Genomic DNA, 23,609 nt, shown 5'->3' with positions numbered 1-23,609 from the left:
CTCCGGAGGGTCGGTACCCACTAAAGGGAGTACCGGCGCTCGTCCACAGCGCGCACCCGCCGCCGGTGTTCGTGCGGTCGGGCGTCCGCCGCTCCGCGCGAGGGCGCCGCCTGCCTAGCGTCGGGGCATGACCGAGCCGTTCATCGTGCAGCCGCGGGGCGCGCAGCCCGCCGGCGGCGGCTCGCCTGCCGTGCCGGACGAGCGCCCTGAGGCATCGCAGGATGCGCTGGGGCCGCTGAGCGCGTACCTGCGCGACCCCGCCGTGACCGACGTGTTCGTGAACGGCGCGACGGGCGTGTTCGTCGATCGAGGGGACGGCCCGCGGCCGGATCCGGCCTGGCGCGCGTCCGAGCGCGAGGTGCGCGAGCTCGCCACGGCGCTGATCGCCCGGGGCGGACGGCACATCGACGACGCGACGCCGTGCGTGGACGTGCGGCTGCAGGACGGGATCCGGGTGCACGCGGTCCTGCCGCCCATCGCCACGAGCGGCACGGCCCTGTCCATCCGGATCCCGCGCCTGCGCGGAGCCGACCTCGACGCGCTGTGCCGGGGCGGCTCGTTCGGGGACGACGCCCGGCGCTGGCTCGTGCGGATCGTGCGCGAGCGCGAGAACCTGCTGGTCACGGGCGCCGCGGGCACCGGCAAGACCACGCTGCTCGGCGCGCTGCTCGCGCACGCACCCGGGCACGAGCGCATCGTCACGATCGAGGACGTGGCCGAGCTGCGGATCGCCCACCCGCACCACGTCTCCCTCGAGGCGCGGCAGCCGAACCTCGAGGGCGCGGGCGGCGTCGACCTCGCGCGGCTCGTGCGCGAGTCGCTCCGGATGCGGCCCGACCGGATCGTGGTGGGCGAGTGCCGCGGCGAGGAGGTCCGCGAGCTGCTCACGGCGCTCAACACGGGCCACGACGGCGGAGCCGGCACGCTGCACGCGAGCGGCCTGGCGGAGGTGCCCGCGCGGCTGGAGGCGCTTGGCGCGCTGGCGGGCATGGACGACCACGCCGTCACGCGGCAGGTGTGCAGTGCGATCGGCTTCGTACTGCACCTCGAGCGCCGCCCCGACGGATCGCGCCGCCTCGCGCGCGTGGGCCGGTTCACCGACGCCGGCGGGCGGCTCGGCATCGAGGAGGTGACGCCGTGGCGCGCGTGACGCCGGACGCCGGCGCGGCGGCCGGCGCGACCGTGCTGAAGCTCGCCGTGCTGCTGCAGGCCGGCGCGACGCCCGACGCCGCATGGCGGCACCTGGGGGAGGCCGGCGGCGACGCCGCGGCGGGGCGGATCGCCGAGCGCCACGCGGCGGGCGAGCCCCTGGTCCAGGCGATCGAGGCCGAAGCCGAGCGCGGCGACCGGGGCGCCGAGGTGTGGCGCGACGTCGCGGCCGCGTGGGAGATCGCCGCCACGGTGGGCGCGCCCCTCGCCGACTGTCTGCGGTCGATGGCTGCCGCGCTGCGCGACGCCCGCGAGGCGCAGGACGACGTGCGGATCGCCCTGACCGAGCCCGCGGGAACCGCCCGGCTCATGACCTGGCTGCCGCTCGCGGGACTGGCGATCGGCGCCGCGCTCGGCTTCGACATGCTCGGCGTCCTCTTCGCCTCTCCGATCGGGATCGGCTGCCTCGCCTCGGGCGGCGCGCTGCTGCTGGTCGCGCGGGCGTGGACCCGCCGCCTGGTGCGGGCCGCGCAGCCGCCGCCCGGGACGCCGGGCATGCACGCCGAGCTCACCGCGATCGCCCTCAGCGGCGGCGTCTCGATCGATCGCGCGGCGCGCCTCGTGGCGCAGGCCCCGGGCGGAGCGCGGCCGGGCGGCGACGAGACCGCGGCGGTGCTCACCCTGTCCCGCGACGCCGGCATCCCGGGAGTCGAGCTGCTGCGGGCCACCGCCGCGCACGAGCGGCAGGCCGCGCGGACGGAGGGGCGGGTCCGCGCCGCGCGCCTCGGCGCCCGGCTCCTGCTCCCGCTCGGCGTGTGCACGCTGCCCGCGTTCCTGTGCCTCGGCGTCGCCCCCATGCTGCTCGGCGTGCTGGCCGCCACCCCGCTCCCGGCGCTCGCCGGGTGACCCGAAGAAACCGACACCGACAGGAAGAAGGAGTCATGTCCGAACCCATCCCCACCTCCGCGCGCCCGACCATCGGGGGCCTGCTCGCGGACGACACCGGCGCCTCGACCGCCGAGTACGCGATCGTCACGATGGCCGCGGTCGCGTTCGCGGGCGTGCTCGTCGTGATCATGCGGTCCGGCGAGGTGCGCGAGATCCTCACCGACCTCGTCCGCCGGGCGCTGACGGTCGCGTGATCCGGCGCGTCGCACAGCGGCGCCGCCTGGGCGGCCCCGACGGCGGGCAGGGCGCGGGGGAGCGCGGGTCGGTCGCCGCCGAGCTCGCGGTCGCGCTGCCCGCCGTCGTGGTCGTGATCCTGCTCGGCGTGGGCGCCCTCATGGCGGCCTCCACCCAGGTGCGGCTGCAGGACGTCGCGGCCGACGCCGCCCGGCTCGTGGCCCGCGGCGAGCCCGAGGGGCGCGCGAGCGGCGTCGTGGCGCAGGCGGTCCCGGGAGCCCGCGCCGCGACGTCTCGGCGCGGCGACCTCGTGTGCGTCACGGCGTCGGTCGACGCGCGCGTCGCCGGCGTCCCGATCCCGCTCCGCGCGGCCAGCTGCGCGCTCGGCGGCGGACTCTAGAGGGGAGAGGCCATGGCCGGCTCCGCGCTCGCGGCGGGCGCCGCCGGCGCCGCGGCCGTGCTGATGCTGGGACTCGCGGCGTCCGGTGCGGCCGCCGCCGAGAGCCAGCGGATCGCGGGCGTCGCCGACGCGAGCGCGCTCGCCGCGGCCGACGCGGCGAGCGGCGCCGTGCCGGGCGACCCGTGCGCCCGCGCGGCCGAGGTCGCCGGCGCGCAGGGCGCGACGATCACCGCATGCGCGGTCGACGGGCTCATCGCGACCGTCACGGCATCCGCCCGGTTCGCCGGGCTGCCGGTGCACGCGACCGCTCGAGCGGGCCCGCCGCCCTGACCCCGGGGCCGCGATCCTGGACCCGGTGCGGTTGTGTGAGAATGGTCAAGCGGACCCTTTCCCCTCCGCGCATCCACGATGACACTCCCGGAACCCCAGCCCGCCGTCCGCACGGTCGCCGTCGTCGGGGCGGGTCGCCTCGGCCGCGCGATCTCGCGCGCTCTCGCCGAATCGGGCTTCGAGGTCCATGGCCCGACCGCCCGGGGCGAGGCCGTGCCCGACGCCGACGTCGTGCTGCTGTGCGTGCCCGACGCGGAGATCGCGAACGCGGCGGCCGCGCTGCCCGGCACCGCGCGTCTCGTGGGGCACACGTCCGGGGCGACGCCGATCGCGGGCGTCGACTTCGGCCTGCATCCGCTGCGCGCGTTCGTGGGCGACGAGGGCCGTGAGGCGTTCCGAGGGATCGGCTGCGCGGTCGCGGGCCGGACCCCCGAGGCGCTCGACGCCGCCCGCGCCCTCGCCGAGGCCCTGGGCGCGACGCCGTTCCCCATCGACGACGCGCGGCGGGCGGCGTACCACGCCGCCGCGTCCATCGCGTCGAACTTCCTCGTCACGCTGCAGGCCGCCGCGGAGCAGGTCGCGGGGGCGGCGGGACTTGCGCCCGAGGACGCGCGCGCCCTGCTCGCGCCGCTCGTGCGGGCCACCGTGGAGAACTGGGCCGCGCACGGCCCCGCCGCCGCGCTCACCGGCCCGGTCGCGCGCGGCGACGAGGGCACGGTCGAGCGCCAGCGCGAGGGAATCGCGGAGGCCGCCCCGGAGTTGATACCCCTGTTCGACGTGCTCGTCGACCGCACGCGCGCGCTGGCCGCGCAGAAGGAGGACACCCCATGAGGATCGTCCGCACCGTCGCCGAGGTCCGCGCCGCCGTCGGCGAGGCGCGCAGCCACGGCCACGTCGTCGGCCTCGTGCCCACCATGGGCGCCTTCCACGAGGGGCACCTGTCGCTCATCCGGCAGGCGCGGATCGAGAGCGACCTCGTGGTCGTGTCGATCTTCGTGAACCCGACGCAGTTCGGGCCGAGCGAGGACCTCGCCGCGTACCCGCGCGACGAGGCGCGCGACGTCGAGCTGGCCCGCGAGGCCGGCGCCGACATCGTGTTCGCGCCCTCGGTCGAGGAGATGTACCCGAGCGGGTTCGCGACGACCATCCACGTGTCGGGCCTGACCGACGTGCTCTGCGGCGCGAGCCGCGGCCCGCACCACTTCGACGGCGTCGCGACGGTCGTGACCAAGCTCTTCGCCATCGTCACCCCGGATGTCGCGTTCTTCGGGCAGAAGGACGCGCAGCAGGTGCTGGTCGTGCGCCGCCTGGTGCGCGACCTCGACCTGCCGGTCCGCATCGTGGCCTGCCCGATCGTCCGCGAGCCGGACGGCCTGGCCATGAGCTCGCGCAACGTGTACCTCGACGCCGAGTCGCGCCGCCGGGCGACCGCCCTGAACCGCGCGCTCACCGCAGCCGAGCGGGCGTTCGCCGGGGGCGAGACGTCGGCCGCGGCCCTGCTGTCGGCCGCCCGCGACGAGCTCGCGGCCGAGGGCATCGAGCCCGAGTACCTGGAGCTGCGCTCCGCCGACGACCTGCGGCCGCTGGACCGCGTCGACGGCGCCGCGCTCCTCGCCGTGGCCGCGCGCGTGGGCGCGGCGCGGCTCATCGACAACCGGATCCTGGAGGCGAACCGCTGATGCGACGCACGCTGCTGAAGTCGAAGATCCACCGCGCGACGGTGACGGGGAGCGACCTGAACTACGTCGGGTCGATCACGATCGACGCCGACCTGCTCGACGCCGCCGACATCCTCGAGCACGAGCAGGTGCACGTGGTGGACGTCGACAACGGCTCCCGGTTCGTCACCTACACGATCGCCGGCGAGCGGGGCTCCGGGGCCGTGCAGGTGAACGGCGCGGCCGCGCGGCTCGTCCACCAGGGCGACACCGTGATCGTCATCTCCTACGCGGAGTACGACGAGACCGAACTCGACGCCTACATCCCGACCGTGGTGCACGTCGACCGCGCCAACGGGGTCATCGGCGTCGACGCCGCGGTGGCCGAGCTGCGGGGCGTGCCGGCATGAGCGACGCCCCCGACGCGGGGTCGCCCCGCCCGCGCGTGACCATCGAGACGCTCGCCGAGCGCAAGGCGCGACGCGAGCCCATCGTGATGGTGACCGCGTACGACCACCCGAGCGCGCGCGCCGCGGACGCCGCCGGCGTCGACGTCGTGCTGGTCGGCGACTCGGCCGCCATGACGGTGCTCGGCTACGACAGCACCGTGCCGATCACGGCGGACGAGATGATCATGCTCGCCTCCGCCGTCCGCCGCGGGCTCACGTCGCCCCTGATGGTCGCCGACCTGCCGTTCGGCTCGTACGAGGACTCGGACGAGCAGGCCGTCGCCACCGCCCGACGGTTCGCCGAGAGCACCGGATGCGACGCGGTCAAGATCGAGGGCGGCGGGGCGATCGTCGACCGGGCTCGCGCGATCGTCGCAGCCGGCATCCCCGTGATGGGGCACGTCGGCCTCACGCCCCAGACCGCGGTGGACTTCCGCGCGCAGGGCCGCACGGCGGAGGCCGCGCGCGACATCCGCGACGCGGCGCTCGCGCTGCAGGACGCGGGGTGCTTCGCGCTCGTGTTCGAGGCGATCCCGGGCGACGTCACCGAGGCGGTCATGCCCGGGCTCCGCATCCCCGTGATCGGGATCGGCGCCGGCCCCGGGACGGACGGGCAGGTGCTCGTCTTCCACGACCTGCTCGGCATCTCGGAGGGCCGCCCGGCGCGGTTCGTGAAGCGCTACGTCGACCTGCGCGCCGCCATGGTCGCCGGCGTCGCGGCCTACGCCGACGACGTCCGGTCGCGCCGCTATCCGGCGCCCGAGCACGGCTATGCGATGGCCGCGGGCGAGGCTGAGCGGCTCCGCGAGCTCCTCTGATCCGGGGCACCGGCCCCGATCCCGCCGTCCGCACACGGATCGCCGCGGCGCCGCATCCGCCGCCTCACGGGCCGATCCCCCTGAGTCGGCGCTCAGGCGCGCTGTATGTATTGTGTGCAACGACGAAAGGACACCCGTTGTCATCAGGCAAGAAGCTCGTCATCGTCGAGTCCCCGACGAAGATGAGGTCGATCCAGGGCTACCTCGGCGACGAATACGAGGTGCTCAGCTCCGTCGGGCACATCCGTGACCTCGCGGACAAGCGCGACATCCCCGAGAAGGATCGCGCCGCGTACGGCAAGTACTCGATCGACATCGACAACGGCTTCGACCCCTATTACGTCGTCAGCGACCGCAAGACCAAGACGGTCTCCGAGCTCAAGCGGGCGGTGAAGAACGCGTCGGAGGTCCTGCTCGCCACCGATGAGGATCGCGAGGGCGAGGCCATCGCGTGGCACCTGCTCGAGACGCTCAAGCCCAAGGTGCCGGTCAAGCGCATGGTGTTCCACGAGATCACCAAGGACGCCATCCGCGCCGCCGTCGAGCGCACGCGCGATCTCGACCTCGCGCTCGTCGACGCGCAGGAGACCCGGCGCATCCTGGACCGCCTGTACGGCTGGGACGTGTCGCCCGTGCTGTGGCGCAAGGTCGGCACCGGCGCCAGCGGCCAGGCGCTCAGCGCCGGCCGCGTGCAGTCCGCCGCCACGCGCCTGATCGTCGACCGCGAGCGCGAGCGCATGGCGTTCGTCTCGGCGGACTACTGGGGCATCGAGGCGCGGGCCGCGCGCGACGCCGAGGGCTTCACGGTGCGCCTGGTCCGCCTGGACGGCGCCTCGCTCGCCGTCGGCCGCGACTTCGACGACCGCGGTCAGCTCAAGCGCGCCGTCGTCGTGCTGAACGAGCAGGATGCGCGCGCGCTCGCCGCGGCGATCGAGGCCGCCGGCACGGCGACCGTCACCAAGGTCGAGGCCAAGCCGGGCAAGCGTCGCCCGTACGCGCCGTTCACGACCTCGACGCTGCAGCAGGAGGCGGGCCGCAAGCTCGGCCTGTCGGCGAAGAACACGATGTCGGTCGCGCAGAGCCTGTACGAGCGCGGCTACATCACCTACATGCGCACCGACTCGACGAACCTCAGCGCGCAGGCGATCAAGGCCGCGCGCGAGCAGGCCGTCGCGCTGTACGGCGAGCGCGCGGTGCCGCTGAAGCCCCGTGTGTACGCGTCCAAGAGCAAGAACGCGCAGGAGGCGCACGAGGCGATCCGCCCGTCGGGCGAGCAGTTCCGCACGCCCAAGCAGGTCGCGGGCGAGCTGGGCCGCGACGAGCTGCGGATGTACGACCTGATCTGGAAGCGCACGGTCGCGAGCCAGATGTCCGACGCCGAGTTCGAGACCACGACCGTCACGCTCGCGGCGCAGGTGGACGGCAAGACGGCCGAGTTCACGGCCTCGGGCACCGTGTACACGTTCAAGGGCTTCCTCGAGGCGTACGAGGAGGGCCGCGACGAGCGCCGCGGCGACGCGGACGAGGCCGAGAACCAGTCCCTGCCGAAGGTGGCCGCGGGCGACGCGCTCACGCTCACGGACGCGGACCCCAAGGGCCACTCGACCACCCCGCCGCCTCGCTACACCGAGGCGAGCCTGGTCAAGGCGCTCGAGGAGAAGGGCATCGGCCGCCCGTCGACCTTCGCGAGCATCATCGGCGTGATCCTGGACCGCGGCTACGCGACCAAGCGGGGTCAGGCGCTCGTGCCGTCGTGGCTGGCGTTCAGCGTCGTGCGGCTGCTCGAGCAGCACTTCGCCGAGCTGGTCGACTACGACTTCACGGCCGCCCTCGAGGACGACCTCGACGCGATCGCGCGCGGCGAGCAGAAGCGCGTCGAGTGGCTGCGCTCGTTCTACTTCGGATCCGGCGAGCACCCAGGCCTGCGCAACATCGTCGACAACCTCGGCGAGATCGACGCGCGCGCCCTGAACGCCACGCCCCTCACCGACACCGCCACGCTGCGGTTCGGCAAGTACGGTCCGTACATCGAGGTCGTCGACCCGGCCAAGCCCGACGAGAAGCCGCGCATCGTCAACGTGCCCGAGGACCTCGCGCCCGACGAGCTCACCGCCCAGAAGGTGCAGGAGCTCATCGATGCGCCCGTGGCCGGAGACCGCGTGCTGGGGGAGAACCCCGAGAACGGCAAGCTCGTGGTCGTGAAGGACGGCCGCTTCGGTCCGTACGTGCAGGAGCAGGATCCGGTGGACCCCGACGCCGTGGACGAGGAGACCGGCGAGGTCGCCGACGAGGTGCCGAAGAAGCGCACGGCCAAGAAGGCCGCCGCTCCCAAGCCCCGCACGGCGTCGCTGTTCAAGTCCATGTCGCCCGAGACGATCGACCTCGACACGGCGCTCAAGCTCCTGTCGCTGCCCCGCGTCGTGGGCGCCGACCCCGAGACGGGCGAGGAGATCACGGCCCAGAACGGCCGCTACGGCCCGTACCTGAAGAAGGGCGCCGACTCGCGCTCGCTCGAGAGCGAGAGCCAGATCTTCGACGTCACGCTCGAGCAGGCGATCGAGATCTACAAGCAGCCCAAGTACGGCGCCCGTCGCACGGCGTCCAGCGCGCTCAAGGAGTTCGACGCGGATCCGGTCAGCGGCAAGCCGATCCGCGTGCGCGACGGCCGGTTCGGCCCGTACGTCACGGACGGCGAGACGAACGTGACGATCCCGCGCGGCACCAGCGTAGACGACGTGACGTTCGAGCGCGCGGTCGAGATGCTCGCCGAGAAGCGCGCCAAGGGCCCCGCCCCCAAGCGCGGTCGCGCGGCGGCGAAGACCACGGCGAAGGCCCCCGCGGCCAAGAAGACGACCACGGCGAAGAAGACGACCGCGGCGAAGAAGACGACCGCGGCGAAGAAGACGACGGGCACGACGGCGTCCTCGCGGTCGGAGGCGGCCAAGAAGGCCGCGGCCACGCGCGCCGCCAACCGCGCGAAGAAGGCGGCGGAGGGCCAGTGACCGAGTCCGCCGGGCTCTGGATCACGTTCGAGGGCGGCGACGGCTCCGGGAAGACCACGCAGGCTCGCCTGCTGCAGGAGTGGATCGAGAGCACGGGCCGTACGGTCGTGCGCACGCGCGAGCCGGGCGGCACCGACGTCGGGCGCACGCTGCGCGAGCTCGTGCTGCACCACCGGGCCGCCGACGGCACGAGCGACATCGGCCCGCGCGCCGAGGCGCTGCTGTTCGCCGCGGACCGCGCGCACCACGTGGCGTCGCTGGTGAAGCCGGCGCTCGAGCGCGGCGAGGTCGTGATCCAGGATCGCTACCTCGACTCGTCCGTCGCGTACCAGGGCGCGGGCCGCGTGCTCGACCCCGCCGAGGTGCGCGACCTGTCGCTGTGGGCGACCGACGGCGCGCTCCCGGACGTGACCGTGCTGCTCGACCTGGATCCGGCGGCCGCGCGCGCCCGGCTCGACGCCGACGACAAGCCCTTCGACCGGCTCGAGGCCGAGAAGGCGGAGTTCCACACGCGCGTGCGCGAGGCCTTCCTCGCGCTCGCCGCCGCCGAGCCCGACCGCTTCCTGGTGCTCGACGCCTCCCGCCCGATCACCGACCTCGCCGCCGACATCCGCGCCCGCGTCACCCCGCTGCTCTGACCCCTGTGCACCGCCGCTCGACGGCGCCGTCGGCATGTCTGTCGTGCGAGCGAAGCGAGCGTGCCGCGGAGCGGCCAATCGCAGCGCGAAGCGCTGCCGAACGGAGCGAAGCGACGTTCCTCGCTCGCAAGGGTGCTGCTTGCGGCCCCGCAGCGTGCGAGACGCTTCTAGAAAAGAACGTCCCATGCCGCCGTTAGGCTGGAGCGCATGACCACCGTGGCCGCGCCCTCCCTGCCGTGGGGCGAGGTGTGGGGGCAGGACGAGGCCGTCGAGACCCTCCGCGCCGCGGCCGCCGATCCCGGTGCGCTCGCGCACGCGTGGCTCATCACCGGCCCTCCCGGTTCGGGACGCGCGCCCCTCGCGCGCGCGTTCGCCGCGGCCCTGATCGCGGGGCCCGACGACGAGCACGGCATGCGCCAGGTGCTCGCGGGCACCCATCCGGATCTCACCGCGCTGCGCACGGAGGGCGTGATCATCCGGATCGAGGATGCGCGCGCCATGGCCGCCCGCTCCTACCTCGCCCCGTCCGCGGGGCGCTATCGCGTGATGCTGATGGAGGACGCCGACCGGATGACCGAGCGCACGTCGAACGTGCTGCTCAAGGCGCTCGAGGAGCCACCCGCCGACACGGTCTGGATCCTGTGCGCGCCGAGCGACGCCGACCTGCTGCCGACCATCCGCTCGCGGGTGCGCGTGCTGCGGCTGCGCGAGCCGGAGGTCGAGCAGGTCGCGGCGCTCATCACGGCCCGCACGGGAGCCGACCCGGCCGTTGCCGAGCAGGCGGCCCGGCACGCGCAGCGCCACATCGGCATGGCCCAGCGGCTCGCGACCGACGAGGCGTCGCGCCGCCGCCGCGACGAGACCCTGCGGGCCGTCCTGCGCGTGCGCGGCATCGCCGACGTGGTCGAGGTCGCGGGGCAGATCGTGCAGGCGGCCACGGACGACGCCAAGGCCCTCACCGCCGAGCGGGACGAGTCCGAGCGGGCGTCGCTGCTGCGCACGGTCGGGATCCCGGACGGGTCGAAGATCCCGCCCGCGGTCCGAGCCCAGCTGTCGGCCCTTGAGGACGAGCAGAAGCGCCGCGCCACCCGCAGCCTGCGCGACGGCCTCGACCGGGTGCTGACCGACCTGCAGTCGCTCTACCGCGACGTGGTCATGCTCCAGTTCCGGCGCGACGAGGGCATCATCAACCTCGAGCTCGTCGACGACCTGCGCGCGCTGGCCGCCGCGTGGCCGGCCGAGCGCACCCTGACCGTCCTCGATCACATCGCCGAGACGCGCGAGGCGCTCGAGCAGAACGTGCAGCCCACGCTCGCGCTCGAGTCGCTCCTCGTGACGGTCGTCAGCGGAAGGAAGCCGTGACGCGCTCACCCCGGGGCCCTCGCGCCATCCGTCGTCCCCTGTCCGCGCTCGCGCTGCTCGTCGCAGGCGCCCTCACGCTCTCGGGGTGCCTGTACTCCCAGATCCCGCGCGAGGCCGGCGGTCCGTGCGTCGCCGAGCCCGAGGTCGGGGCGGACGTCGCGGCCGACCTGCGCCCGTTCTACGAGCAGCAGATCGACTGGACCGACTGCGGCGCGGGCTTCGAGAAGGCCACGGTCACCGCGCCCCTGGACTGGTCGGATCCCGAGGCGGGCGAGATCGAGCTGGCGATCGTGCGCCAGCCGGCGACCGGCGGCGAGCCGCTCGGATCGCTGCTGGTGAACCCGGGAGGCCCGGGCCGCGGCGGGGTCGACTTCATCGCCGAGACCATCGACTTCGCCGTGAGCGAGGAGCTCCAGGAGAACTACGACATCATCGGCTTCGACCCGCGCGGGGTGGGCGGATCGACCGCCGTGCGCTGCCTCGACGCCCCCGCGATGGACGAGTTCCTCTACTCCGTGCCCGAGAACAGGCGGGACACCCCGGAATGGGAGCGCGAGCTCGAGGAGCGCAACACGCGCTTCGCCGAGGCCTGCGAGGCGAACAGCGGCGGCGTGCTGGAGTTCATCACGACGGAGCAGTCGGCGCGCGACATGGACCTGCTGCGCGGCGTGCTGGGCGACGAGAAGCTCACGTACCTCGGCTACTCGTACGGGACGTTCCTCGGGGCCACCTACGCCAAGCTCTTCCCGGACCGCGTCGGCCGGCTCGTGCTCGACGGCGCGATCGACCCCTCGGTATCGGGAACGGATGTCGGCACGACGCAGGCTCTCGGCTTCGAGCGGGCGCTGCGCACGTACATGGGCTCGTGCCTCGCGGCCGAGGGATGCCCGTTCGACGGCACCGTCGACCAGGCGATGGCCGATCTCGCGGCCCTGCTGGCCGCCGTGGACCGCGCGCCCATCCCGGCCGCCGACGGGCGTGAGCTCGGCGCCGACACGCTGATGACGACGATCATCGCCGCGCTGTACGCGGAGGTGAACTGGCCGTATCTGACCGAGGCGCTGACGGGCGTGCTGCAGGGCGACCCGGCCACCGCGTTCATGCTGGCCGACTTCTACAACGGCCGCGAGAACGGGCAGTACGCCGACAACTCGACCGAGGCGTTCCACGCGTACAACTGCATGGACTACCCGCTGGACGAGACGCAGGAGGAGCTGGACGCGGCCGACGCCCTGATCGCCCGCGAGGCCCCCACCATCGCGCCGTACTGGTCGGGACCCGGCCTGTGCGAGGTGTGGCCGTTCGAGCCGACGGGCGTGCGCGAGCCGATCGCGGCGGAGGGGGCCCCGCCCATCGTCGTGATCGGGACCACGGGCGACCCGGCCACACCGTACGAGTGGGCCGTGTCGCTCGCGGACCAGCTCTCGAGCGGCGTGATGATGACGTTCGAGGGCGAGGGCCACACCGCCTACAACGGCCAGAGCGAGTGCATCGACCGGGCCGTCGACGCGTTCTTCGTCGACGGCACCGTCCCGCAGGACGGGCTCACCTGCCGCTGAACCGGCCGACGTTCCCGGGCGCCCTCCGCGGTTCGGAGCACGGTCCCGGATCGGGTATGATGGTTCATCGTGCCGCGTGAGCGCGCACACGCCGCCTTAGCTCAGTCGGCAGAGCGATTCACTCGTAATGAATAGGTCGTCGGTTCGATTCCGACAGGCGGCTCGACAAGGCCCCCGGACTCCACTCCGGGGGCCTTCTCGTTTTCCCGGCCCCGGAGGCCCGGGCCTGGATGGCCGGATCTCGGCGGCGGATGTCCGTCGCGCGCCTCGCGGGTCGCGTCGCGAGCGGATGGGATGGTCGCATGACCGAATCCGCCACCGTCGCACAGCACGGCGTCAACACCGCCTCGGCGGTCGAGCACTTCGCGCGCAGGCTCCGCCACGAGACCGACCCCTCCGACGTCGCCGCCGCCCGCGCGGCGGGGGAGCCCCTCACGATCGTCGACGTGCGATCCCAGGCCTCGTTCGACCAGGGCCACGTGCCCGGGGCGATCCACATGCCGGCCCGAGAGATCCCGCAGCGCCACACCGAGCTCGCGGGCCTTCCGAACCTCGTCGTCTACTGCTGGGGCCCCGCGTGCAACGGCGCCACCAAGGCCGCTCTCGAGCTGAGCCGGCTCGGCTACGTCGTCAAGGAGATGATCGGCGGCTTCGAGTACTGGGCGCGCGAGGGTCTCGCGGTGCAGACCGCCGACGGCCGCACGCGCCGGCCGATCGACCCGCTCACCGCGCCGGTGGGCTGACCGGACCGAACTCGACCGTGACGCGCGCGTAGCCGAGCGACGCGAGCAGCGTCTCCAGCGTCCGCGCCGTGTTCTCCTTCGCGCGCCCGGCCAGGTCCGACTCCGCCGCGGCGGCGGCGATCTCGTCCCGGCCCTTCGCGAGCGCCTCCTGCCGCGCGTCGGTGTCGGGTGCGAGCAGATCGCCCACCCGGTCGATGAGCCCCCGCTCGTGCGAGAGCACGTGGCTCGCATCCAGATCGATGCTCGGCTCGGTGAGCTCCGGCTCGGGCACCGTGACGGTCACGGCGTCGCCGTCGGGCGAGATCCGGATGGCGCGGGCGTCGAGCGTCTCGAAGTCCACGTACGCCTCGACGGTCCCGTGCGCGACCAGGCTGAGGCGCTCGCCGGCGAGCCAGGCCGGCAGGTGCTCGACATCCGACTCCAGATCCACCAGCACCTCGTACTCGGCCTCGGCGGCCACGAACCGCGCGAGGTCGCGCAGCGACGTGAGGACGGGCTCGGTCGACCGGTCCAGCTCGCTGCGGGAGAAGGGGTTCAGGTCGTCCAGCAGGGCGCCGAGGAACGCGTCGCGCACGCCCTCGCGCATCCCGCCGACGACGCCGGCGACCATCCCCACGACGAGGACCAGCGCGAGCACGAAGCCGATGGCGCCGGCCAGCCACGCGGGCATCCGGCGTCGGGGGCGCGTCGCGTCGGCCATGCCGGAAGCCTAGTCACGGCGGCGCCTCCTCGGGACGCCGGTCGCGCCGCGCGACATCCTGACGCAGCGGGAGCCCGGCACCTGAGAGACTGGTCCGGTGAGTGCGACGGCGACGGCAGGGGTCCGAGGCGACCGCCGCATGCCGCGCACGGCATGAACGGCGCGGGCGCGGCGTTCGCCGCGATCACGGAGATACTGACGTGGGCCGGCCTCGGCGCGGCGGCGGTGTTCGGCGCCGCGGCGCTGATCGTCAAGCTCGCGGACGGGACGTGGCTCCCCGTGCGGGCGGTCATCATCGGCGACCCGGATGCCGCGGATCCCTCAGCGCGCGAGGTCGTCCGCTGGTTCGGGGAGGACGGCGTCCACGAGGCGCCCCTGACCGCCGAGCTGCGCGCGGCCGCCGAGGGCGACGAGGTGACGCTGCATCACCGGGTGGGGAGCCGCGACGACGTGAGGCTCGACGCGCACTCGCCGTGGCCGCGCCTGCTGGGCGGGGTCGCGCTCGCGAGCGGCGGCGTGGGCCTGCTCACCCTGGTCGCGCAGATCGCGGCGATGTTCGCCGCGGGCTGATCAGCCCTCCGCGGGCCCCACGGGCTGCCGCAGGATGGTGCGTCGCCGCTCGGCCGGCACGCGCCGGAAGTCGCTCAGGTCGGGGATCCGGCCTTGGCCACGGCCGTCGCGACTGCGGCGTCGAGCATCGCCGGGTCGATCCAGTCGGGCGTCATGATCATGAGGGTCCAGCTCCAGCGCGACTTGTCCCGCTCGCTGGTGAACGCCGTCATGTCCTCGGCCCACCACGTGCCCTCGAGCGGCATCACGACGTGGTCCCGGCCGAGGTCGCGGCTCGCGAACTTGAGCCGATAGGCCACGGGGTACAGGGCCTCGACCGCCGCGGCGAAGTCCGGCGACGAGTTCGGATCGCCGTGCCCGTCGACCATCAGGTACTGCAGCGGCGGCACGTCGACAACCCGGAAGTCGCCCCGCCGGGCGCGGTAGGCGTCAAGGGTCCGCTTGAAGTCGATCTTCTCGCTCATCCACTCGCTCCCAGGGACCGGGACATCCGTCATCCGACGCCCTCATTCTGCCCGCCGACCGCCCACGCCGCCTCCCCGCCCGCCGGGGTGCGGCGTACGCTCGAGATATGACCAGGGCGCTTCTCATCGTGGATGTGCAGAACGACTTCACCGAGGGCGGCGTGCTCGGCGTGACGGGCGGCCACGCCGTCGCCGAGGGGGTCACGCGTCTGCTGGCCGAGCGCGGCGCGGACTACGCGATGGTCGTCGCGTCGCGCGACTGGCATGACGCGGAGGGCGACAACGGCGGCCACTTCGCGTTCGGCGGCGCCACCGGTCAGCCCGACTTCGTCGACACGTGGCCGCCGCACTGCGTGGCGGGCACCGAGGGTGCGGAGTACGACCCCGGCTTCGAAACGTCGGCGGTCACGCACCACGTCAAGAAGGGCCAGGGGCGCCCGGCGTACTCGATGTTCGAAGGCGCGACCGACGACGGCGAGACCGTCGCGCAGCTCCTCGCCGATCGGGGAATCGAGACGGTCGACGTCGTCGGCATCGCGACCGACCACTGCGTGCGGGCCACGGCGCTCGACGCGATCGAGCACGGCCAGCACGTGCGCGTCCTGCTCGACCTCGTCGCCGGGGTCGGCGCCGAGTCGAGCGAGGCCGCGCTGGCCGAGCTCGCCCACGCCGGCGCCGAGCTGGTCGAGCGCGCATGACGGCCGCCGCGCGCGACATCTCCGTCGGCCTCGACATCGAGGTGCAGACCCCCACCGAGCTCGAGATGCAGATCGCGGTCGCGCGCGTGCCCGGCATCCGCCTCGACGAGGAGCTCGCCGTCACGCTCGACGGGGAGCCCGTCGAACTCGAGGAGCTGGTGGATCCGCTCGGGGCGCGCATCCACCGCATGCAGCTGACGCCCGGGGACCTCGAGGTCTCGTACCGCGCCGCGGTCGAGACCGGCGGGGGAGCGACGCCCGTCACGCCGCACGACCGCTCCGTCTACCTGCGTCCGAGCCGCTACGCCGAGTCCGACCGCTTCTTCGCCCTGGTCGGGTCTCAGTTCGACCGGTCGCTGCCGGCCGCCGAGCTCGCCCGCGAGGTCGTCGGCTTCGTGGCCTCGCGGCTGCGGTACGTGCCCGGCGTCAGCGACGTCAACGACAGCGCGATCGACACGCTGCTCGACGGGGCGGGGGTGTGCCGCGACTACGCGCACCTGACGATCGCCATCCTGCGCGCGCTGAACATCCCGGCCCGGCTCGCCGCGGTGTACGCGCCCGGACTCAGTCCCATGGACTTCCACGCGGTGGCCGAGGCGCTGATCGACGGCGAGTGGGTGGTTCTCGACGCCACCCGCCTCGCGCCGCGCCAGAGCCTCGTGCGCATCGCGACCGGCCGGGACGCCGCCGACACCGCGTTCCTCGACAACCACGGCGGATCAATCCTGCTGCGCTCGTACCGGATCCTCGCGACCGTGCGCGGCGACCTGGCCGTCGACGACGGCGCGGGCCTCGTGCGCCTGCCGTAGCGAGCGGATCAGCCGAGGGCGCGCAGCTTGCGCTCGAACACCGCGCGCTCGCCCTCGTTGGCGGTCAGCCGCGCGGCGGTCTCGAGCTCGGCGCGGGCCTCGTCGATGCGGCCCAGCCGGATGAGCAGCTCGGCGCGCACGCCGGGCAGCTGGGCGTAGCCCGCCAGCGCCGGCCCGAGCCCGTCCACGATGCGCAGCGCGGTCGCCGGGCCCTCGGACATCGACACGGCCACCGCGCGGTTCAGCTCCACCACGGGGGACGGAGCGATCCGGCCCAGGGCCTCGTACAGCACCGCGATGCGCTCCCAGTCCGTGTCCTCCACCGACGTCGCCACGTCGTGGCACTCGGCGATGGCCGCCTGCAGCGCGTACGGGCCCCGGCCGCGACCGAGGGCGTCGCCGCGGGCGAGCGCGTCCCGGCCCAGGGCGATCAGGCCGCGGTCCCAGCGGGTCCGGTCCTGGTCGGCGAGCAGCACCGGCTCGCCGGCCGCGTCCAGCCGCGCGGGGAAGCGCGCGGCGCTCAGCGCCATGAGGGCCACGAGTCCGTGCGCCTCCGGCTCCCGCGGCGCGAGGCCCGCCAGCACGCGCGCGAGCCGCAGCGCCTCGCGGCTCAGGTCGGTGCGCATCCACGTCGCGCCCGCGCTCGCCGCGTAGCCCTCGTTGAAGATGAGGTACAGCACGCTGAGCACGGCCGACAGTCGCGCGGGGTACTCGTCGGGCGTGGGCACCTCGAATGGGATGGCCGCCGCGGCGAGGGTCTTCTTGGCCCGGACGATGCGCTGCTGCACGGTCGCGACCGGCACCAGGAAGGCCCGCGCGATCTCCTCGGTCGTGAGGCCGCCCACGACCCGCAGCGTGAGCGCGATGCTCGCCTCGCGGGAGAGCACGGGGTGGCACGCCACGAAGATCAGGCGCAGGACGTCGTCCTCGATCTGATCCGGATCCCAGGCGGGCGAGTCGACCTCGTCGAGATCCCGCGCGAGCTGCGCGTAGCGCTCGTCCTGCCGCGCCTGCCGCCGCCAGTGGTCGATCGCCCGGTGCTTGCCCACCGCGACCAGCCACGCCCCGGGGTTCGCAGGCACGCCCGACGCGGGCCACGAGCCCAGCGCCTCGGCCAGGGCCTCCTGCGCCACGTCCTCGGCGAGGGAGAAGTCCCCGGTCACGCGGGTGAGCGTCGCGACGATGCGCGCGGACTCGATGCGCCAGACCGCCTCAACGGCGCGTCTCACCGAATCCGGGGAGGCCGTCGAGGCGATCGGGGCGTCGTTCACTGCTGCTGGCGCGCGGCCTGCTCCTCGCGCCATCCCTCTTCCTTCTGGATCCACTCGTTGTCGGCGGGGAAGTCCTCGGGGCCCGTCACACGGCGGATCTCGATCTTGTTTCCGGGCGTGAGCGGGGCGCGCTTGGCCCACTCCGCCGCCTCCTCGATGGTGGGCACCTCGAGCACCCAGAACCCGTTGAACAGCTCCTTGGTCTCGCCGTACGGGCCGTCGGTCACCACCGGCGGCGTCGCCGAGAAGTCCACCACGAGGCCCGGCTCGGGCGCGAGGCCGTCGCCGCCGACCATCACGCCGGCCTTCATCATGGACTCGTTGAACGCGCCCATCGCGGCGATCACCTCCTCGAACGGCACCTCGCTGTACGCGGCGACCGCCTCGTCCGTCGCGCGCATGATGAGCATGTACTTGGCCATGTCGTCCTCCTTGATCCTGGGCGCCTCCGGCGCCGCCTCAGTGGGCCGTGATTCCGACCCTTTCACCCATACGTCGTGCGGCGGAACCGCCGATCGACATCCTCGCGAGAAGTTCTTCCGCGCGTCATGGCGGACCGTCTCCCGGCGCCGTCCACGTGGGCCTCCCGATGGCCGGGAGGCCCACGGAATCTCCGTTCCGCGGGGTCCCCAGGGGGCGTAGCGTCCGGTCATGGGCACCCTCATCTACGACAGCGTCGACCCGCCGATCCTCATCGAGGACCGTGCGCTCTCCCACCTGAAGGTCGTGATCCTCGCCAAGCTGCGGCGCAGCGAGAGCTTCGCGGTCTCCTGGAAGCACCCCGCCGAGCAGGGCGGCCGCTCGACCATCTGGATCCACCCCGGCATCCCGCTGCGCTTCGTGTTCGAGGAGTCCGATCCGCCCGAGCTCAACCAGGAGTGGCTCGCGCGGCTCGCCGAGTCGGCCAGCGAGCTCGGCGGGATCGTCCTCACGGCCGAGGAGGTGAGCGGGTAAGGTCAGCCCGCCTGCCGCCGCACCATCTCGCCGATCCAGATGGGCGCGTAGGGCGAGGTGCAGTTCGGCGGCGTCGGGTAGTCCTTGAGCACCTCGAGACGCTCGCCGATGTCGATCGCGCGCGCCCGGCGATCCGGGTGGTGGATGCCGATCATCGCGAGCGTCGTGTTCATCTCCCACTGGATGCGCTCGTGCGCGTCGCGCATGCCGGCCTCGATCTCGTCGAGCAGCGCGTCGAGGTCCACCTGGTCGGGGCGCTTGACCACCGTGTCGGCCGTGAGGGCCCAGCCCGCGCTCGCGACGACCGGGTCGGCGTCGCCCAGCCACATCGTGCGCAGCCGCTCAACGTGCGGGCTCTTCTTGGCGACGTAGTTGATCAGCCAGTCCTGCACCTTGCGCGCGCGTGCCTCGCGGAGCATCCGGTCGATCTCCTCGGCCGTGAACGCCTTCGGCCGGCAGATCAGCAGCGCCACCAGCATGGCCGGCGTCACGTCGGTCGCCCACAGCTCGGCCGCGAGGTCCTGATCGGTCTTCAGGCCCTTTGCGACCGCGCGCAGCTTCGTGAGGTTGACGCCGTGGTCATCTCCGTGCCGCTCGTTGACCTCCCGCATGCGCGGATCCTCCAGCGCGGCGAGCTCGGCCAGGACGGCGGCGACGGTCGGAGACACGTGGGCCTTCCCGGACGGTTCTCAAACACACGTCCTGCGCTGAAAACCTTGATTTCCCGTGTTCTTCGCGGGCCTGAGGGGCGACGACCACGGCCGCGACCGTCCGAGAGGCACGATGCGCGCGGTTCGGTGGTCAAGAAATCGGTGAAGTCTCAAACCCGATTGAGCCCTGCCAAGCGTGCCGAGCTGATCGCTGACTACGTGGCGGGGATGCCAGTCGCGGCGATCGCGTCCAAGTTCCGAGTGCACCGCGCGACCGTTCCCGAACTCGCGCGGCGAGCTGGAGTTCCGGTCCGCGAGGCGGGTCTGCCTGCCGGGAAGCGTGCTCAAGCCGCGTCGCTCTACGAGGCAGGAATGACACTGGCTCAGGTGGCCGAGCGCGTGTCGATCGATGTCGACACGGTGCGTGCGGCTGTGCTCGCGGAAGGCGGGCGGATTCGACCGCGAGGTCGTCGCCCGCGGAAGCAGCCACGCTGAGCGAAATCGGACCAGGCGGCCGTTCTCGCGGCCATACTGACATCAAGGGAAGTCGAGGTCAGAACGGGCCGAGGTACTTCGTAGACCAGGGACGAAGGGTGCCGCGTGACGACGATCGAGCGTTGTGACATCGACGGCAACGAGTTGTGGTGGCTCAGCGAAGGTCCGGGAGCGCACGCCGAAGAGCCGCAGGACGCCGAAGTCGTGGAAACCGCCCTCAAAGGGCGGTTTCGGTTCGCGGCAGAGACCGAAACAGAAGACGGGCTCCGCCGGCCGCAACTCGGTGCCCTGCACGCGATCTTGGCCTATCGCTCCACCGAAGAGCATGAACCGATCACGGTGGTGATGCCGACAGGGACCGGCAAGACCGAGACGATGCTTGCGGCGTACTGCCACTCACCGGCCCAGACTTTGGTGGTCGTACCCTCGGACGCGCTGCGCACTCAGATCGCGGAGAAGTTCGTGACCCTCGGGGTACTGCCTCGTGTCCATGCCGTCGTCGGGGACTTCTTGTGCCCGGCCGTTCTCGTGCTCAAGAGCGGACTCCAAACTATCGACCAGGTTCAACAGGTTCTCGCGCGATCCAACGTGGTCGTGGCGACTGCACAAGTCTTGAATGCGTGTTCGGAGGAGGCGCGTTCGTACCTGGCTCGGTCGTGTCAGCGTCTGTTCGTCGACGAAGCGCACCACCTGGGCGCCCGCACATGGAGGCAGGTCGTCGAGCTGTTCGATGGGCGGGAGGTTGTCCAATTCACGGCGACTCCCTATCGCGAGGACGGGCGTCACCTCGGCGGCCGCATCGCCTACGCCTACCCGCTCCACCTCGCCCAGGCACACGGCTACTTCGCCAGAATCAACTACCGCTCAGTGATCGACCTCGCCGAGCCAGACCGCGCCGTAGCGATCGCTGCCGTCGAGCAACTTCGAGCCGACGTCGAAGCGGGGATGGATCACCTCCTGATGGCGCGTGTCCGCTCCGTGGAACGAGCCAAGGAGATCATCAAGCTCTACGAGGAGCTCGGCTCAGAATTCGCTCCAATCCGCATCGACACAGGAATGGTCGAGTCAACCCGCAGCAAGCACCGCGACAAGCTCTTCAACCGCGAGAGCCGAATCGTCGTGTGCGTCAACATGCTCGGAGAAGGCTTCGACCTCCCGGCGCTGAAGATCGCCGCGATCCATGACCCCCAGAAGAGCCTTGCCGTCACCCTGCAGTTCGTCGGACGCTTCACCCGCGTGGGCAACGAGTCACTTGGAGAAGCCTCAGCATTCGTACCGCTTCAAGTTGCTGGCGTCGACGAGCGGCTCCGCAAGCTCTACGGCGAGGACGCCGATTGGAATGAAGTCATCCGCGACCTGACCGAGCACGGCGTCGGACAGGAGAAGGACCGAACCGACTTCGAGCTTGCGTTTGGATCGGTCCCCCGCGAAGTCGCGATGCGCAGCATCCATCCGAAGATGAGCACCGTCACCTACCAGTCCACCAAGCCGCTGACATGGAACCCCGAGAGCATCTACGACCTATTCGAGGACCGATTGCTGACGACCCGCATCGGCATCAACAACAAAGACAAGGTCGCGTGGTGGGTCTCGCGAGAGGCGACACCCGTCAGATGGGGCGACTTCTCCAGCTTCAACGAACTCGTCCACCATCTCCACGTCGTACATGTCGACGATGCCGCCGGGTTCCTGTACGTCAACAGCACGAACAACGACTCGATGCACGAAGACATCGCCAAAGCCATCGGCGGCGATGACGTCACCTTGGTCAAGGGCGAAACGGTGTACCGAATCCTCTCCAAGGTCAAACGCCGAGTGCCCACCAACGTCGGCCTCCTCGACTCAGTGAGCCGCAACCGGCGCTTTTCCATGCACGTCGGCCAAGACGTACTCCACGCATGGCGCGGAGAAGGCGGCACGAAAATGAAGACCAACATCTTCGCCCACGGCTTTGCTGACAGCCGAGCCGTGAGCTTCGGGGCATCCCGCAAGGGGCGCGTATGGAGCCACGAACAAGCTCGCGACATCCACGACTGGGTGCGCTGGGCAACGCAGGTCGGACCCACCATCACGGACACATCCATCTCCCTGGAGTCCGTCATGTCAGGTTTCCTGCTTCCTGAGCCTGCCTGGGAGCGACCGCCGTACGTCCCCCTGTCCATCGAGTGGCCGTATCAACTCGTCGCAACATTCAGCGAGCGACGCAAGGTCAGCTACGGAAACCAGTCGTTCTCGCTGCTCGACACCGAGCTCTCCCTCAGCAATCACACGGCGGACCAACCGCTCCGGTTCCAGCTCAAGACACCAGCGTGGGAGCTCGAGTTCGAGTTCGACTTTCATGAAGACGACCCGCCCACTATCCGCCCCGTTACCGAAGACGGGCAGATCATCACGCCAGCGGGCGCAGGAAGCCTCGCAGCCTTCCTCACCGCTAACGGACTGCTCATTACGTTCGAGGGCGAGGCGGTCCTCGTTGAACAAGGATTCATGCTGCGGCCAGATCGCGAGCGACGGCTCTTCCCAGTCGACGCCATCGAGACGATCGACTGGTCTGGCGTCGACATCAAGCGCGAGTCGCAAGGCACCGATCGCGACCCGGCCACGATCCAGCACCGCGCGATCCAAGCCCTCTCAGCAGAGCACGAGTGGGAGGTCGTCATCGACGACGACGGCGCCGGCGAACTGGCCGACATTGTTCTCCTAAAGAGGACCGAGGATGCCCTCGACGTCTTGATGGTGCACTGCAAGTACTCGTCCGGCGACAAGCCGGGCGCTCGGATCGACGACCTGTATGACGTCTGCGGGCAGTCGATGAAGATGAACCGCGCTAAGTCGATCCCAGAGCTGCTCACCAAGCGGCTCTTCCGCCGAGAGCAGCAGCGCCAGAGCTCTGGAAAGAGCGGCCTGATCGCTGGCGATATCGCGACACTCGCCGCCATCGCCCGCGAGGCGCGCTATCGGACACTCAACGTCGCCGTCGCGATCGTCCAGCCGGGGATGTCCAAGTCACGCGCGAGTGAGGACATGCGCGCTCTGCTTGGCGGGACCGAGCGTTTCCTCGTTGAGACGCACGGAATGAAGCTGCGGGTCATCGCAAGTCCGTGACGGGCTCCGTCTCATTCACCGCGCCCGATAGCCCAGGGCTCGAAGGCGGGAGCGGATCGGTGACGGAACGCCAGTGAGTGCGATCCGTCGGCATGGCGGCGAGCCGCCGCCTCTTGGGCGCGCATCCGGTCAAGCAGTCCCGCACGCGCCGCGGTGCTCGCGGCGGCGATGAGATTCGGCCATGTCTCAACCACGCTGGGCGGCCAGACATTCTGGGGAGAAGCCGGAGCGGCTGGCGGCAGCCAGTGAGAGCTCGAGCCGGGCGCCCGAGGCCCCATCTCAAGGGATGCTCGAATGTCGGAGCCCTTCGCTAGTGTGAGCGAACGCAAGGTATTCGAGGAGGAAACGTGAAGCTTGTCGCGGTCACCGTTCAGAAGTTCCGCAACTTCGTGGAACCGCAGCGCATCGAGATCGGGGTCTGCTGAACGAATAGGTGACACCTGATCTGTGGTGCCTGAGGGTGCCGCTGGGAGGATGTCATCATGCCCAAGCCCTATCCGCGCGAGTTCCGTGAGGACGTGGTTCGCGTTGCTCGTGGTCGGGATGCCGGGGTGCCGTTGCGGAAGATCGCGGCGGACTTCGGGATCAGCGAGACCTGCCTGCAGAACTGGATGCGCCAAGACGACGTCGAAGCCGGGGTCAAGCCCGGCGTGACGAAGTCGG

General features: G+C 71.9%; 25 protein-coding genes and 1 tRNA gene. 21 read left to right on the top strand and 5 right to left on the bottom strand.

Annotation, left to right across the window (positions count from 1 at the left end; translation table 11 throughout):
- Positions 1-127: 127 nt before the first annotated feature.
- From B5M43_RS11450 to B5M43_RS11380, 15 genes are all read left to right on the top strand, one after another.
- Positions 128-1,150, top strand: a complete 1,023-nt coding sequence (locus B5M43_RS11450; RefSeq protein ID WP_134746241.1) for a TadA family conjugal transfer-associated ATPase — start codon at positions 128-130, stop codon at positions 1,148-1,150.
- The gene (locus tag B5M43_RS11445; RefSeq protein ID WP_134746242.1) at positions 1,138-2,055 is read left to right on the top strand and encodes a type II secretion system F family protein; all 918 of its coding nucleotides are present in this window, start codon (positions 1,138-1,140) and stop codon (positions 2,053-2,055) included. Before B5M43_RS11450 ends, B5M43_RS11445 begins: the two co-directional genes overlap by 13 nt.
- 35 nt (positions 2,056-2,090) lie before the next feature.
- A complete protein-coding gene (locus B5M43_RS11440) occupies positions 2,091-2,291 on the top strand; it encodes a DUF4244 domain-containing protein (protein ID WP_055993730.1) in 201 nt (66 codons plus the stop codon).
- Positions 2,288-2,671 (top strand): TadE family type IV pilus minor pilin, encoded by a 384-nt coding sequence (locus B5M43_RS11435; RefSeq protein WP_230667994.1) that lies wholly within the window; start codon positions 2,288-2,290, stop codon positions 2,669-2,671. Before B5M43_RS11440 ends, B5M43_RS11435 begins: the two co-directional genes overlap by 4 nt.
- A gap of 12 nt (positions 2,672-2,683) precedes the next feature.
- The gene (locus B5M43_RS11430) at positions 2,684-3,001 is read left to right on the top strand and encodes a hypothetical protein (protein WP_055993733.1); all 318 of its coding nucleotides are present in this window, start codon (positions 2,684-2,686) and stop codon (positions 2,999-3,001) included.
- Positions 3,002-3,079: 78 nt separating this feature from the next.
- Positions 3,080-3,832, top strand: coding sequence for a DUF2520 domain-containing protein (locus B5M43_RS11425; RefSeq protein WP_134746243.1), 753 nt, complete (start codon positions 3,080-3,082; stop codon positions 3,830-3,832).
- Positions 3,829-4,680, top strand: a complete 852-nt coding sequence (panC, locus tag B5M43_RS11420) for a pantoate--beta-alanine ligase (protein ID WP_055993739.1) — start codon at positions 3,829-3,831, stop codon at positions 4,678-4,680. The genes B5M43_RS11425 and panC overlap by 4 nt, the downstream gene beginning before the upstream one ends.
- Complete coding sequence (gene panD / locus B5M43_RS11415) at positions 4,680-5,069, top strand: aspartate 1-decarboxylase (RefSeq protein ID WP_055993742.1); 390 nt, start codon at positions 4,680-4,682, stop codon at positions 5,067-5,069. Before panC ends, panD begins: the two co-directional genes overlap by 1 nt.
- Positions 5,066-5,926 (top strand): 3-methyl-2-oxobutanoate hydroxymethyltransferase, encoded by an 861-nt coding sequence (gene panB / locus B5M43_RS11410; protein ID WP_134746244.1) that lies wholly within the window; start codon positions 5,066-5,068, stop codon positions 5,924-5,926. Before panD ends, panB begins: the two co-directional genes overlap by 4 nt.
- 137 nt (positions 5,927-6,063) lie before the next feature.
- Positions 6,064-8,928, top strand: a complete 2,865-nt coding sequence (gene topA, locus B5M43_RS11405; protein WP_134746245.1) for a type I DNA topoisomerase — start codon at positions 6,064-6,066, stop codon at positions 8,926-8,928.
- On the top strand, positions 8,925-9,566 hold the full coding sequence (gene tmk, locus B5M43_RS11400; protein WP_055993751.1) for a dTMP kinase: 642 nt from the start codon (positions 8,925-8,927) through the stop codon (positions 9,564-9,566). The genes topA and tmk overlap by 4 nt, the downstream gene beginning before the upstream one ends.
- Before the next feature lie 207 nt (positions 9,567-9,773).
- Complete coding sequence (locus B5M43_RS11395) at positions 9,774-10,928, top strand: DNA polymerase III subunit delta' (protein WP_134746246.1); 1,155 nt, start codon at positions 9,774-9,776, stop codon at positions 10,926-10,928.
- On the top strand, positions 10,925-12,487 hold the full coding sequence (locus B5M43_RS11390) for an alpha/beta hydrolase (protein WP_055993757.1): 1,563 nt from the start codon (positions 10,925-10,927) through the stop codon (positions 12,485-12,487). Before B5M43_RS11395 ends, B5M43_RS11390 begins: the two co-directional genes overlap by 4 nt.
- Positions 12,488-12,577: 90 nt before the next feature.
- A tRNA-Thr gene (locus B5M43_RS11385) sits at positions 12,578-12,650 on the top strand.
- A 139-nt stretch (positions 12,651-12,789) separates the two neighbouring features.
- Entirely contained in the window at positions 12,790-13,230 is a 441-nt protein-coding gene (locus tag B5M43_RS11380) for a rhodanese-like domain-containing protein (protein WP_055993882.1), read from the top strand.
- On the opposite strand, the gene B5M43_RS11375 is transcribed toward B5M43_RS11380, so the two are convergent.
- Complete coding sequence (locus tag B5M43_RS11375; protein WP_134746247.1) at positions 13,211-13,930, bottom strand: DUF4230 domain-containing protein; 720 nt, start codon at positions 13,928-13,930, stop codon at positions 13,211-13,213. The genes B5M43_RS11380 and B5M43_RS11375 overlap by 20 nt on opposite strands.
- Before the next feature lie 153 nt (positions 13,931-14,083).
- Between B5M43_RS11375 and B5M43_RS11370 the strand changes: the two genes are divergently transcribed.
- Positions 14,084-14,500, top strand: coding sequence for a hypothetical protein (locus B5M43_RS11370; protein ID WP_134746248.1), 417 nt, complete (start codon positions 14,084-14,086; stop codon positions 14,498-14,500).
- Between the two features lie 74 nt (positions 14,501-14,574).
- Here the strand turns inward: B5M43_RS11370 and B5M43_RS11365 are convergent, their stop codons facing one another.
- Positions 14,575-14,964, bottom strand: coding sequence for a GyrI-like domain-containing protein (locus tag B5M43_RS11365; RefSeq protein ID WP_205829514.1), 390 nt, complete (start codon positions 14,962-14,964; stop codon positions 14,575-14,577).
- A 107-nt stretch (positions 14,965-15,071) separates the two neighbouring features.
- Here B5M43_RS11365 and B5M43_RS11360 point away from each other — a divergent pair, with 107 nt between their 5' ends.
- Positions 15,072-15,662 carry an isochorismatase family protein gene (locus B5M43_RS11360; RefSeq protein ID WP_055993769.1) on the top strand — a complete coding sequence of 197 codons (591 nt, stop codon included), beginning with the start codon at positions 15,072-15,074 and terminating at the stop codon, positions 15,660-15,662.
- A complete protein-coding gene (locus B5M43_RS11355; protein ID WP_055993772.1) occupies positions 15,659-16,471 on the top strand; it encodes a transglutaminase family protein in 813 nt (270 codons plus the stop codon). The genes B5M43_RS11360 and B5M43_RS11355 overlap by 4 nt, the downstream gene beginning before the upstream one ends.
- 8 nt (positions 16,472-16,479) lie before the next feature.
- Here the strand turns inward: B5M43_RS11355 and B5M43_RS11350 are convergent, their stop codons facing one another.
- On the bottom strand, positions 16,480-17,775 hold the full coding sequence (locus B5M43_RS11350; RefSeq protein WP_134746249.1) for an RNA polymerase sigma factor: 1,296 nt from the start codon (positions 17,773-17,775) through the stop codon (positions 16,480-16,482).
- The gene (locus B5M43_RS11345) at positions 17,739-18,164 is read right to left on the bottom strand and encodes a YciI family protein (RefSeq protein ID WP_055993775.1); all 426 of its coding nucleotides are present in this window, start codon (positions 18,162-18,164) and stop codon (positions 17,739-17,741) included. Before B5M43_RS11345 ends, B5M43_RS11350 begins: the two co-directional genes overlap by 37 nt.
- A gap of 229 nt (positions 18,165-18,393) precedes the next feature.
- Between B5M43_RS11345 and B5M43_RS11340 the strand changes: the two genes are divergently transcribed.
- A complete protein-coding gene (locus B5M43_RS11340; RefSeq protein ID WP_055993777.1) occupies positions 18,394-18,696 on the top strand; it encodes a hypothetical protein in 303 nt (100 codons plus the stop codon).
- A 2-nt stretch (positions 18,697-18,698) separates the two neighbouring features.
- Here the strand turns inward: B5M43_RS11340 and B5M43_RS11335 are convergent, their stop codons facing one another.
- Positions 18,699-19,364, bottom strand: a complete 666-nt coding sequence (locus tag B5M43_RS11335; RefSeq protein ID WP_205829515.1) for a DNA alkylation repair protein — start codon at positions 19,362-19,364, stop codon at positions 18,699-18,701.
- A gap of 582 nt (positions 19,365-19,946) precedes the next feature.
- Here B5M43_RS11335 and B5M43_RS11330 point away from each other — a divergent pair.
- Positions 19,947-22,946, top strand: coding sequence for a DEAD/DEAH box helicase (locus B5M43_RS11330; RefSeq protein ID WP_134746250.1), 3,000 nt, complete (start codon positions 19,947-19,949; stop codon positions 22,944-22,946).
- 482 nt (positions 22,947-23,428) lie between these two features.
- Positions 23,429-23,609, top strand: a 181-nt coding sequence (locus B5M43_RS11325; RefSeq protein ID WP_374198164.1) for a transposase, incomplete at its 3' end; no start/stop codon positions are given.

Source organism: Microbacterium sp. MEC084 (genome assembly GCF_004514465.2).
Taxonomy (GTDB): Bacteria; Actinomycetota; Actinomycetes; order Actinomycetales; family Microbacteriaceae; genus Microbacterium.
Note: the sequence above shows the minus strand (reverse complement) of the source record. Positions and strands in the feature narration are given on the sequence as shown.

Excerpts from the sequence above, each read along its gene's own strand:
- B5M43_RS11450 (WP_134746241.1), top strand. The coding sequence starts at position 128 with ATGACCGAGCCGTTCATCGTGCAGCCGCGGGGCGCGCAGCCCGCCGGC.
- B5M43_RS11440 (WP_055993730.1), top strand. The coding sequence starts at position 2,091 with ATGTCCGAACCCATCCCCACCTCCGCGCGCCCGACCATCGGGGGCCTG.
- B5M43_RS11430 (WP_055993733.1), top strand. The coding sequence starts at position 2,684 with ATGGCCGGCTCCGCGCTCGCGGCGGGCGCCGCCGGCGCCGCGGCCGTG.
- B5M43_RS11425 (WP_134746243.1), top strand. The coding sequence starts at position 3,080 with ATGACACTCCCGGAACCCCAGCCCGCCGTCCGCACGGTCGCCGTCGTC.
- panC (WP_055993739.1), top strand. The coding sequence starts at position 3,829 with ATGAGGATCGTCCGCACCGTCGCCGAGGTCCGCGCCGCCGTCGGCGAG.
- panD (WP_055993742.1), top strand. The coding sequence starts at position 4,680 with ATGCGACGCACGCTGCTGAAGTCGAAGATCCACCGCGCGACGGTGACG.
- panB (WP_134746244.1), top strand. The coding sequence starts at position 5,066 with ATGAGCGACGCCCCCGACGCGGGGTCGCCCCGCCCGCGCGTGACCATC.
- B5M43_RS11395 (WP_134746246.1), top strand. The coding sequence starts at position 9,774 with ATGACCACCGTGGCCGCGCCCTCCCTGCCGTGGGGCGAGGTGTGGGGG.
- B5M43_RS11380 (WP_055993882.1), top strand. The coding sequence starts at position 12,790 with ATGACCGAATCCGCCACCGTCGCACAGCACGGCGTCAACACCGCCTCG.
- B5M43_RS11375 (WP_134746247.1), bottom strand. The coding sequence starts at position 13,930 with ATGGCCGACGCGACGCGCCCCCGACGCCGGATGCCCGCGTGGCTGGCC.
- B5M43_RS11370 (WP_134746248.1), top strand. The coding sequence starts at position 14,084 with ATGAACGGCGCGGGCGCGGCGTTCGCCGCGATCACGGAGATACTGACG.
- B5M43_RS11365 (WP_205829514.1), bottom strand. The coding sequence starts at position 14,964 with ATGAGCGAGAAGATCGACTTCAAGCGGACCCTTGACGCCTACCGCGCC.
- B5M43_RS11360 (WP_055993769.1), top strand. The coding sequence starts at position 15,072 with ATGACCAGGGCGCTTCTCATCGTGGATGTGCAGAACGACTTCACCGAG.
- B5M43_RS11355 (WP_055993772.1), top strand. The coding sequence starts at position 15,659 with ATGACGGCCGCCGCGCGCGACATCTCCGTCGGCCTCGACATCGAGGTG.
- B5M43_RS11350 (WP_134746249.1), bottom strand. The coding sequence starts at position 17,775 with ATGGCGCGAGGAGCAGGCCGCGCGCCAGCAGCAGTGAACGACGCCCCG.
- B5M43_RS11345 (WP_055993775.1), bottom strand. The coding sequence starts at position 18,164 with ATGGCCAAGTACATGCTCATCATGCGCGCGACGGACGAGGCGGTCGCC.
- B5M43_RS11340 (WP_055993777.1), top strand. The coding sequence starts at position 18,394 with ATGGGCACCCTCATCTACGACAGCGTCGACCCGCCGATCCTCATCGAG.